Origin of the sequence: Polaromonas sp. (assembly GCF_012927455.1) — a bacterium.
GTDB lineage: Bacteria > Pseudomonadota > Gammaproteobacteria > Burkholderiales > Burkholderiaceae_C > Polaromonas.
Genome location: NZ_JABBPE010000012.1, coordinates 1 through 10,848, shown reverse-complemented (window position 1 = coordinate 10,848; position 10,848 = coordinate 1). Strand labels below are relative to the sequence as shown.

At 57.4% G+C, this 10,848-nt stretch carries 7 protein-coding genes and 1 pseudogene; 4 read left to right on the top strand and 4 right to left on the bottom strand.

The genetic code is table 11. The features are described from left to right. Positions 1-2,989: PAS domain S-box protein (locus HHJ18_RS11925; protein ID WP_296915558.1), on the bottom strand; the 2,989-nt coding region annotated here is incomplete at its 3' end. A gap of 444 nt (positions 2,990-3,433) precedes the next feature. Between HHJ18_RS11925 and HHJ18_RS20975 the strand changes: the two genes are divergently transcribed. Together HHJ18_RS20975 and HHJ18_RS11915 are read left to right on the top strand one after the other, a co-directional pair. After that, the gene (locus HHJ18_RS20975) at positions 3,434-3,676 is read left to right on the top strand and encodes a hypothetical protein (RefSeq protein WP_366558836.1); all 243 of its coding nucleotides are present in this window, start codon (positions 3,434-3,436) and stop codon (positions 3,674-3,676) included. 426 nt (positions 3,677-4,102) lie between these two features. Next, entirely contained in the window at positions 4,103-6,436 is a 2,334-nt protein-coding gene (locus HHJ18_RS11915) for an ATP-dependent DNA helicase (protein ID WP_296915557.1), read from the top strand. Between the two features lie 456 nt (positions 6,437-6,892). Here the strand turns inward: HHJ18_RS11915 and HHJ18_RS11910 are convergent, their stop codons facing one another. Beyond that, a complete protein-coding gene (locus HHJ18_RS11910; protein WP_296915555.1) occupies positions 6,893-7,495 on the bottom strand; it encodes a hypothetical protein in 603 nt (200 codons plus the stop codon). Between the two features lie 258 nt (positions 7,496-7,753). Here HHJ18_RS11910 and HHJ18_RS11905 point away from each other — a divergent pair, with 258 nt between their 5' ends. Then, positions 7,754-9,097 carry a dicarboxylate/amino acid:cation symporter gene (locus HHJ18_RS11905; RefSeq protein ID WP_296915554.1) on the top strand — a complete coding sequence of 448 codons (1,344 nt, stop codon included), beginning with the start codon at positions 7,754-7,756 and terminating at the stop codon, positions 9,095-9,097. A 69-nt stretch (positions 9,098-9,166) separates the two neighbouring features. Here the strand turns inward: HHJ18_RS11905 and infA are convergent, their stop codons facing one another. Together infA and HHJ18_RS11895 are read right to left on the bottom strand one after the other, a co-directional pair. Continuing rightward, positions 9,167-9,424 carry a translation initiation factor IF-1 gene (infA, locus tag HHJ18_RS11900; RefSeq protein WP_296915552.1) on the bottom strand — a complete coding sequence of 86 codons (258 nt, stop codon included), beginning with the start codon at positions 9,422-9,424 and terminating at the stop codon, positions 9,167-9,169. Positions 9,425-9,490: 66 nt separating this feature from the next. Beyond that, positions 9,491-9,730 (bottom strand): hypothetical protein, encoded by a 240-nt coding sequence (locus tag HHJ18_RS11895; protein WP_296915550.1) that lies wholly within the window; start codon positions 9,728-9,730, stop codon positions 9,491-9,493. A gap of 409 nt (positions 9,731-10,139) precedes the next feature. Between HHJ18_RS11895 and HHJ18_RS11890 the strand changes: the two are divergent. Then, positions 10,140-10,613 (top strand): annotated as a pseudogene (locus tag HHJ18_RS11890) (IS5 family transposase); the annotation flags it as partial. Positions 10,614-10,848 lie beyond the last annotated feature (235 nt).

Genomic DNA, 10,848 nt, shown 5'->3' with positions numbered 1-10,848 from the left:
CTTCGTAGGCTTTGTTGTGAAAACTGAAGCGCTGCGCTTTGTCGATGTAGGCGATCAGCGCCGGGACCGTGTCGGTGATCTGGCGCAACTGCGTTTCGCTGGCGCGCAGCGCTTCGGTGACAAGGTAGATCGCGGTGTTGTCGCGGCCGGTGCCGCGGTAACCGGTGAAACGCCCTGACGTGTCGAAAATCGGGACGCCGCAGATGCTCAAATAACGCAGCTGCCCTGCGTCGTCGAGCCGGGGGATTTCAAAGTCGTGAAATATCTCGTGCCGTTCAAGCTGGGCTTTGTGAGCGGCCCAGACGCTGTCCTCAATGTTCACATGATCGAGCTCCCAGCGCGTCTTGCCGATGGTCATGTCAGGGGTCACACCCGCCATATCGGTCATCTCGCCAGATACCAGAACAAAGCGGAAGTTTTCGTCCTGCTCCCAGAACCAGTCCGATGTGAGCGCGGTGAGCGCGCGAAAGCGCCCCTCGTTCTCTCGCATGAGCTGCTCGGTCTGCTTGCGTTCTGTGATGTCCTGAATCTGCGAGACGAAGTGCAGCGGCTTGCGGTCGGCGTCACGCACCAGCGAGCAGGTCAGAGAGCCCCAGACAATGCGGCCCGAACGATGGATATAGCGCTTTTCCAATTGGTAGGTTTCAATCTCTCCGGCCAGCGCCCTTTTTCCCTGAAGCAGGTCCCCCTCAACGTCGTCAGGGTGGGTGATATCACGAACGCTGCGCGTCAGCATCTCGGCCTCGGAGTAACCCAGCATCTGGCAAAAGGCGCTATTGACCTTGAGCCAGCGCCTATTCGTGGCGACTAGCGTCATGCCGATTGCCGAGTGCTCAAATGCTTTGCTGAATTGCTGCTCGCTGACGGAAAAAGCGTCGTTGTCACTGCTGATGAAGGTGTTCGAGAGGGTGCCGAAGGGCGCATCTGCGGCCCTGCCCTGGTCGCTTCCTTGGTCGCTTCCCAGCGTGAAGTAAAACGTGCTGCCTTCGCCTACCGATGAACGCGCCCAAATCCTTCCGCCGTGACGAACAATGATGCGCTTGACCGTGGCCAGGCCAATGCCACTGCCGGCGAACTCTTCAAACGAATGCAAGCGCTCGAAGGTACCAAACAGCTTGTCCGCATAGGCCATGTCAAACCCGGCGCCGTTGTCCCTCACAAAATACACCGTCTGCTGGTCGGTATCTGTTTCCTGGCCGACTGAAATTTCAGCATGGGATTTTTTCGAGCTGAACTTCCAGGCGTTGGCGATCAGGTTCTCCAGCACCTGACGCAGCAATGCGCTGTCCGCCCGCACCAGCAAGCCCGGCTCGACCGTCGCCTGCACCACGCGGGCAGTGTCGTTTTCCGAGCACTGCCGGATGACCTTGGCCGCCTCCGCGCTGAGGTCCACCGTCACCCAGTTGAGGCTAGTGCGCGACAGCTGGGCCAGGGAAAGCAGTCCGTCAGTGAGTTCGCCCATGCGCTGCACACCGCGCCTGATTCGATCGAGGTAATGCTGGGAACGCTCGCCGGATCCTAATGACACCGCTTTTTGCAGCAAGCTGCAGTAGCCATCGATGGCGCTCAGCGGAGAGCGCAGATCGTGCGCGACGGAATACGAGAACGCTTCGAGCTCTTTGTTGGCCGTCTCGAGCTGGGCGGTCCTGCGCAGCACCCGGTTTTCCAGGTCGACGTTGAGCCTGACGATTTCCATCTCGTCACGCTTGCGCTTGCTGATGTCGGTGATGGTGCTGACGAAACCCGACGGCGTAGTGGTGGCCCCATCAAACAGCGGCTGGACGTTGAGCAGCCCCCACAAGACGCTGCCGTCAGGCTTGCGAAAGCAGGCCACCACGTTGGACTGCGGCAAACCAGTGCGCACGGCGACGGCGCTGGGCAGCTCTTCCTCGGGCATCAGCGAGCCATCTTCGCGCTCGGTCTGCCACTTGGGCGCGAACGAAACCAATCCCTTCATCTGGACCAGAGTCTTGCCCAGAATGCGTTCGGCGCTGGCATTGCAATCGACGATTTTTCCCTCTGCATCGAGCAGCAAAACGCCTTCAGCCATTGCGGCCACAACAGCGCGAAAGCGCGCTTCGCTGGCGCGCAGCTCCGTCTCAGCCTGCTGGCGCGTGGTGATATCTTCAGCGGTGATCAGCACATGGGTCACCGCACCGCTGGCATCTTTCAGCGGAACCTTGCGCATGTGGACACGGATGGGCCCGCGATGCCGGGTCTGGGCGGCCCGATCGGGATAGTCCTGCATGACGCCGCTGGCGACCAGTTCGAGGTCGGCCGCGTGCATGCGGTCAGCGTCTGCTTTCGACCAGCGATCATGCAAGGTGCGCCCCACGGCCTCTTCGCGCGTCAGCCCGTACAAGGCCTCGGCCGCCTTGTTCCACAGGACCACCGGGTGCCCGTCCTTCACCGTACTCAAGTGAATAGCCGTCGGGATACTGTCGATGATGTCATCGAGAAATCGGGAGGCCTTGCGTTGCGCTTGTTCCGAGCGCCTGATGGCGCTGATGTCATGCACCGTGCCCTGGTAGCCGAGGAACTGGTGGTGGCTGTCAAATACCGGCACACCACTGACCGACAAATAATGCGGCAAATCATCGTCCAGCATCCGCATGTACTCGAAATTGCGAAAGGGCTGGTGGGCATCGAGCGCGGCGCAATGCGCCTCCCAGGACCCGTCGAGGGGAACTGCTCCGGGCAACTCCCAGCGGCGCTTGCCAATGTTGCTCTCCCGCTCCGCATCCAGTTTCACGGCCGACTGTTCGCCGGCGAAGTTGATGAAGCGGTGCTCGGCATCCTGCTCCCAGTACCAGTCGGCGGAAATGGTGGCGAGGTTGCGCAGGCTTTGTACGCTGTTTTTGAGCGCCACCATGGTGCGCTTCTGCTCAGTCAATTCCAGCGTCAGGCGCTCGTTGGCGGTGGCCAGTGCTAGCGTTTGAGCTTTCAGTTTCCGGTTGACCTGAATCAGTTCCTCGTCTGGCGTCAGCATGGGCGATTTATGGCAACTGCTGCGTCACGGATATGAGGACAGTGGTGCTGGGCTGCGGGCAGGAGGCGTTGGCCAAACCGCACGACCGCCATTGCGCCAGGGAGGGGGTGCTTCATACCTGGGGGCTTTCTTTAAACGATGGGGTGCCACTCCGAGTGAGCAAGCGCTACGATCAAGTGTCGGGTACTTCATGCAAATTTATTATCGGGTTAGTCCCTTGTCTGCAATGTAACGCACAAGCCTGCCCTGCAAGCGCTTGAATTGACGCTGATCGGGCCAGTAACGGGTGGACGGCAGACGCCGGACCGACTACTTTTGACACTGCCCGAAGGCACTGACATGCCGCTAGTCGTTCTGGAACCGCAGTTCAATTTTGTTCTAGACCGCCGCCAGCCAAGTCACTAGACTTTGTGTGGTGGTCAACCCACAACCCCAGAAGGTTTTATGGCCACTCATGCGCTGTTTGCCTACACTCATGTCAAAAACGCAGGCAAAGCCATCGCGTTTCACCGATCGGTTTTTGGCGCAACGGACAAATTCAGGCTGGTAGAGCCCGGCGGGCGCGTCGGTCATGCCAAGCTGGACTTTGGCGCGGCCACACTGATGCTCTTGACAAGTTCCCCGAGTACGGCCGGCAAGGGCCTGCGCTGTCTGCACCACCAGTGGTCGTGCTGCACCTGCATGTAGACAACTGCGACGAAGTGATTGCACGCGCGCTGCAAGTGGGCGCGACGCTGGAAGTGCGGCGCAAGACCAGTTTGACGGTGATCGCTCGGGCAGCTTTAGCAATCCGTTTGGTCATTGCCGGAATGTCGGTCACAGTATTGAGAATGTATCGGCCGAGGAAATGCAGCGCCGCTACACCGCCTCGATTGAGCCGCCCGGATAAAGGCTTCTACTAAATTAATAGTAATTGTCCTTCTTCGTTGGCCGGGAAAAGTGGTTGCGGTGATGGCAGGCAGGCGTGGCCCTTAATTGGGAGGCATGGCTATTTCTCTATTTTCCTGTGGGGGAATTTTCCCGCGTGACAACCGGTGATGCGCTACCCTGTGGCGATTGGATGAATTGAGGAAGTCTCCACAATTTTTTGATATCCCTTTGGAATGAATTCGCTTGAAATACTTTGTAGCCGTCAGGGCCTTGTGCGATTTCACCGCCAAACACGGCGACCTGGACTTGCGCTTTACGCCCTCGCCGTCCGCGCAGGAAGGCATGGCGGGCCATGCGCTGGTGGCGGCGCGTCGGGCGGAAAGCTATCAGTCCGAGCTCAGCCTGAGCGGCGAATACAAGCAGTTAGTGGTGCGCGGCCGGGCCGATGGCTACGATCCGGACAAGCAGCAGCTGGAAGAGTTTAAAACCTTTCGCGGCGAGCTGGCCGCCATGCCTGACAACCACCGCCAGCTGCACTGGGCGCAGGTAAAGATTTACGGCTGGCTGCTGTGCCAAAAACTGGGCTTGACCGAGTTGCGCCTGGCGCTGGTTTATCTGGACATTGGCAGCCTGCAAGAAACGCTGTTAAGCGAGCATTTCAGCGCCGAGGCCTTGCAACATTATTTTGAAACGCAGTGCGAAAAGTTTCTGGACTGGGCCTCCCAAGAACTGGCTCATCGGGCGGCGCGCGATGCAGCCCTGGCGGTGCTGGCCTTTCCCCACCCAGCGTTCCGCCCGGGCCAGCGCGATCTGGCCGAAGCGGTCTATCGCTCGGGCAGCAGCGGTCACTGCCTGATGGCGCAGGCGCCTACGGGCATTGGCAAAACCATGGGCACGGTGTTTCCGCTGCTTAAGGCGGCACCGCGGCAACGGCTCGACAAAGTGTTTTTTCTGGCAGCCAAGACCTCCGGGCGGCGGCTGGCGCTGGAGGCGCTGGCGCTGATTAAAGCCAGCACGCCCACCTTGCCGTTGCGGGTGCTGGAACTGGTGGCGAAGAGCAAGGCCTGCGAGCACCTGGAGAAGGCCTGTCATGGCGACTCGTGTCCGCTGGCCAAAGGCTTTTATGACCGCTTGCCGGCGGCACGCAGCGCGGCCGTTGCCACAACCCTACCCTTGCTCGACAAGAACGCGTTGCGGAGTGTTGCTTTGGCGCACCGCGTGTGCCCCTACTATCTCAGCCAGGATTTGGTGCGCTGGAGCGATGTGGTGGTGGGCGACTACAACTATTACTTCGACGTGAGCGCCCTCCTTCACGGCCTCACGCTGGGCAACCAGTGGCGTGTCAGCGTACTGGTCGATGAGGCGCACAACCTGGTGGAGCGGTCTCGCAAGATGTACTCGGCGGCGCTGGACCAGGCCGCTTTGTCGCTGGTGCGGCAGTCTGCAACCCCAGCCTTGAGGAAATCGCTGGACCGCCTGCAGCGCGTCTGGCGCGCGCTGAACAAGGACCGGGAAGCAGACGAAAGCTACCGGGTGCATGCCGACGTGCCGGCCAAATTTTTGCAGGCGTTGCAGCAGGCGACCAGCGCCATCACCGATGATCTGGAAGCGCATCCGGCCCGGCTAGATGCCGGCCTGCAGCAGTTTTACTTCGACGCGCTACATTTTTCACGCATGGCCGCCAGCTTTGGCGAACATTCGCTGTTTGACAGCACATGGGCACTTCCAGCGGGCTTGCGAAATTCTTCGCAATTGTGCATTCGCAACGTGGTTCCTGCCCCTTTTTTGGCGCCGCGCTTTTCCGCCGCGTGCTCCATCGCCCTGTTTTCAGCCACCTTGAGCCCGCGCAACTATTACGCCGATACCTTGGGCCTGCCCCTCAACACAGCCTGGGTCAATGTGCGCTCGCCCTTTGAGGCCAGGCAGTTGGCTGTGCACGCCGTCAGCGATATATCCACGCGCTACCAGCACCGTGACGATTCGCTGTCGCCCATCGCTGACCTGATGGCGCGGCAATACGACAAAACCCCCGGCAATTACCTGGCGTTTCTCAGCAGCTATGACTACTTGCAAAAGCTGGCCGCGCTGTTCAGGGCGCGCTACCCGCATATCCCTACGTGGGAGCAGACGCGGCGCATGGAAGAAGCGGCGCGCGACGAGTTCCTGGCGCGCTTCGCACCCGACTCCCAGGGCATCGGCTTTGCAGTGCTGGGGGGTGCGTTTGCAGAAGGCATAGACCTGCCGGGCGATCGCCTGATCGGTGCTTTTATCGCCACCTTGGGCTTGCCGCAAGTGAACCCGGTAAACGAGCAGATCAGGGCGCGCATGGGCGCCAACTTTGGCGCAGCGCAAAGCTACGACTACACCTACCTTTTTCCGGGCATGCAAAAAGTGGTGCAGGCCGCCGGGCGTGTGATTCGTACCAGCTCTGACTGCGGTGTGGTCTACCTGATGGATGACCGATTTACCCGGCCAGAAATTCAAAGCCTGCTGCCGGAGTGGTGGCAGCTCAAAAAACTGCGTGCTCGGAGCCAGGCCCCGGCTCCGGCTTGCCTGGGCATGACGGCGAGCGAATGAACAGGGAATGACTCAATAAAAAACGCCCACAGATGTAGGCTTTTTTATAGTCACTGATGACCGTGGTAAGGCCGATAATTAAAAAACGCCAAACAAAAATAACAACAAAATAGCGCTTAACGGAACGCCCAATAGCCAAGCGATGACAGGCATTTGCATCTCCTTGAAAAAGTTGTCAAATTGAAATGCAATTTGAATGCAGAAGAGCGCCTGAAGATGACTTGACAGCCTGCGTGCCTGCTGCCGGTAGGTAGTTTTCGAAGCAACACGTAGTGACGCAGCCCGCGCCCATCGCGTTCATCAGCACGAAGTTTTGATTGTATTCACTGAGAAATAAGCTTTCATCCTATTACTCATGGTCGTAAGCAGCTCCTAAAAAGATAGCATTCAAAGAAAAAGACCGCTTGTAGATCCATGGGTTTGACGCGTTTAAACAGCGGGGCCTCCAGTTCAGTTTCATAGGCGTAAGGCACTTGACACGCTGGCGCCGCTGTTGCTAATCCGTTTCTCTAGCGCGCCCTGGCCCGAATTCGCTCGAGGTTGCGACAAAGGTGAAATGCGGATGAACTCTGTTGCGCTGTCAGCCTCACTTCTCGGTCCGTATTGCAGGTCTGGTCCGATAAAACGCTGCAACTCGCCATAGCCTGTGGCCAAGGCGGTGTCGTAGGCGGCAAAACTCATGTCAGAGCATGCAACAGACTCGAACACCGCAGGACTACCTTGGCTCTCCAAAATACGCCAGCGAAATTCACCGGGGCCGGCTTCTTCAACGGTCAAGGCCAATGAACGTAAGGGTGCGTTGAGTTGGGCGTTGACCAATGTGGAATGACTCATGATACGAAATCCTTGTAATGAGACAAGTTTGCATTGCCGCAGGGTGTAATGCGTACCCGCCGGGTGAAGCTCATGGTTGTGTGCAGATGAGCGGCATTTTTTGTACCCGCAGCACAAGGCGTTCGCGGATAAATTCGCCGGAACAATTTCATGGCTTATCCGCTCCTGTTTTTCTGCGCTTGTTCTGCATTTGTTTACAACAGCGAAAAGTTTTACCTTTAGCATAGGCCGTGCGAGAGACAATAAATGCCAACGACCCAAGCAATACTTTAGGCTATTCTTGGCAATGCGCAACAGCTGGTAATACCAAATCAGACGTAGGACAAGACTGACGGGCGTTCCGGGTTCCGACTGAGATAAGCAGATGTTGTCTGCCAGATTCGATATCTTTTGTCAGCTATGGTTTCCCCGGAGAATCGTCAGCTTCACAGGGTATATTGGCCCTTTTACTTAAAACGTCCCATCTATTGGTATGAGCCATTCATGACAACATCTTCGACCACCCAAAAACATCCCCTCTACCGATCCCTCTACTTTCAAGTGATATGCGCCGTGATTGCCGGCGTGGCACTGGGGCATTTCTATCCGGCACTGGGCGCGGACATGAAGCCACTGGGGGACGGCTTCATCAAGCTGATCAAGATGATGATCGCTCCTATCATCTTTTGCACTGTGGTCATCGGCATTGCAGGCATGGAAGACATGAAGAAAGTCGGCAAGACCGGTGGTCTGGCCTTGCTTTATTTTGAAGTAGTCAGCACCTTCGCACTGATCATTGGACTAGTCGTGGTTAACGTGCTCCAGCCAGGCGCCGGCATGAATGTCGACGCCTCCACGCTGGACACCAAATCCATCGCGGCCTACACCGGCCCCGGCAAGATGGTGACCACCACTGACTTTCTTCTCAATATCATTCCAACTGCCTGGATGGACGCTTTTGCCAAGGGCGAAATCCTCCAGGTATTGCTGATTGCCGTGATGTTTGGCTTTGCGCTTCACCGTTTTGGCGGACGTGGCACGCTGGTGTTTGACTTCATCGAGAAAACCTCGCATGTACTCTTCACCATCGTCGGCTTCATCATGAAAGTGGCCCCCATAGGCGCCTTTGGTGCGATGGCCTTCACCATTGGAAAATACGGCGTAGGCAGCCTGTTTTCACTGGGAAAATTGATGGGCGCGTTCTACCTTACCTGCCTGCTCTTCATCTTTGTGGTGTTGGGGTTGATTGCGCGCTTTCACGGGTTTAGCATCTGGAAATTCATCAAATACATCAAAGAAGAACTGTTGATCGTACTGGGCACCTCATCGTCCGAATCGGTGCTGCCGCGCATGATGGAAAAAATGGAAAACCTCGGAGCGAAGAAGTCCACGGTTGGCCTGGTCATTCCGACCGGCTACTCGTTCAACCTTGACGGCACGTCCATCTACCTGACCATGGCTGCCGTGTTCATTGCGCAGGCTACCAACACGCCCATGACGCTCACGCAGGAAGTGACGCTGCTGGCGGTATTGCTACTGACCTCGAAGGGGGCAGCTGGCATCACCGGGAGTGGTTTTATTGTGTTGGCGGCAACGCTTTCAGCGGTGGGCACCGTGCCGGTCGCCGGATTGGCGCTGATTCTGGGTATCGACCGCTTCATGTCAGAAGCTCGGGCTCTGACCAACCTGATTGGCAATGGCGTGGCTACGTTGGTCGTTGCCAAATGGACGAATGAGCTGGACACCGAGCGGCTTCAAGCAGCCCTGAACAACGAAACTTGGGTAGAAGCCCAGGAACCGGAAATCCTGCTGAATGAAAAGACGGAGCACATGGCAGTCTCGCGCTGATGGGGCTTTGCCGAGGAGCCCGCCAAGTGTCCTTCTCCCCTCGCAGTATTCGATACTGCGAGCGATTGCTTAGCGCGTCTGACGCGGTGCCGGGCCAGGTCCGCGCCCGGCGATATGGCGGAAGGTGATACGGCCCTTGCTCAGGTCGTAGGGCGACAACTCAAGAGACACCTGATCACCGGCCAAAATTCGGATGTGGTTTTTGCGCATCTTGCCAGAGGTGTAGGCCACGAGCTTGTGGCCGTTATCCAGCGTGACGCGAAAGCGCGAGTCCGGAAGCACTTCCTCCACCAGACCATGCATCTCAATAAGTTCTTCTTTTGCCATGATGTAATTCCTTGGGAATTTTAAAACAAATCTGTATACGTTGGCTTCAAGACAGCCAGCAACTCATCAGGCGCAAACCCGCGATGAGCGTTCGTGAATCCAGCCCAATGCATGCTCGGTGGCATAGTGCACGGCCGCAGCAGCGCTGTCAAACAGCCCGCTGAAGCGCAAGACGCGATCATGCGTGGCGCTGCCGCGGCCTGATCGGATGGAAACCGAGGCCGCATAACGACCTTCACCCTGTTGTTTGGCCAGTGGAGAAACGAGGTATTTGCCCACCGCTATTTTGGTGCGATCGATGTTCATAAAAGTCCGTGCCGGGTATTTGTCCCAGCTTGATAAATAGAGAAGTAAACGACTTGCGAGCAAGCCGGCGCATATTCGGTTTCCGCCCGGCAAGCCCTTGAAAGGGCTGAGCCATGAGTGGGCACTGCTGCAAGAAGTGCTCGCCAGGGAAAGGGGAACAGTGTTGAGAGGGTTCAGGGCGGTAGGGGCACTGAGAACACTGTAGATCCGGGCTCTTGGAAACGCCGTTTTTGAGATAAAAGTCCCAGATCACAAGGACTTTAAAGTAAAAAGCTATTACGTCACCGAACACCCTATTCTAACCGAGCCATCACAAGACGTGTTTGTTGGTTCTGTTCCTCTTGGGAAACTCTGCAAAACCCCCTCGGATGTGTGCTTGATGTAAGGCCCGCTTGAGAAAACCCAGCCCATGAAACAAGCAGCCCTCGGTCTCAATCTCAGCGTCAAGAAAACCCGCAAAGGCGAGTTTCTCGAGCAGATGAATCAGGTGGAGCCGTGGACTGCATTGGTCGAGCTCATTGCCCCGTACTACCCGCAAGGCCGCACCGGCAGGCCACCGTTTTCCCTGGAGACCATGCTGCGCATCCATTTCATGCAGCAATGGTTCACCCTGTCAGATCCCGGCAAGGAAGAGGCCTTCTTCGACACCCCTTTGTTGCGCGAGTTTTCCCAGCTCGATGAGTTTGCCCGCCTGCCAGATGAGTCCACCATCCTGCGCTTTCGCCACCGGCTGGAAAAGCACCAATTGGCAGAGCAGATCCTGCGCACCGTCAACGAGCTTCTGAGCCAACGCGGCCTGCTGCTCAAGGCCGGCACCGCAGTAGACGCCACCTTGATTGCAGCACCCACGTCGACCAAGAACACAGGCAAAGCGCGCGACCCGAGATGCACTGCCGGTAAATGTCAAGCTAGTTGTCGCCTGCGAGGCTGAATTTAAGCGGCATTTTTTAATCGCTGGTGTTCTTCCTTTTTGCCATTCATACGTTGAGCGGGATTGTGAATCGCCCCGGGTTCCGTGGAGGCCCGTTGGGTTAAGTCAGGCAGACACTGCAACTTGACTGGCTAATTGCCGATAGTAATTTTCTTCAGCCTCGGCAGGGGGAATGTATCCGATGGGC

Excerpts from the sequence above, each read along its gene's own strand:
- HHJ18_RS20975 (WP_366558836.1), top strand. The coding sequence starts at position 3,434 with ATGGCCACTCATGCGCTGTTTGCCTACACTCATGTCAAAAACGCAGGC.
- HHJ18_RS11910 (WP_296915555.1), bottom strand. The coding sequence starts at position 7,495 with ATGCTAAAGGTAAAACTTTTCGCTGTTGTAAACAAATGCAGAACAAGC.
- HHJ18_RS11905 (WP_296915554.1), top strand. The coding sequence starts at position 7,754 with ATGACAACATCTTCGACCACCCAAAAACATCCCCTCTACCGATCCCTC.
- infA (WP_296915552.1), bottom strand. The coding sequence starts at position 9,424 with ATGGCAAAAGAAGAACTTATTGAGATGCATGGTCTGGTGGAGGAAGTG.
- HHJ18_RS11895 (WP_296915550.1), bottom strand. The coding sequence starts at position 9,730 with ATGAACATCGATCGCACCAAAATAGCGGTGGGCAAATACCTCGTTTCT.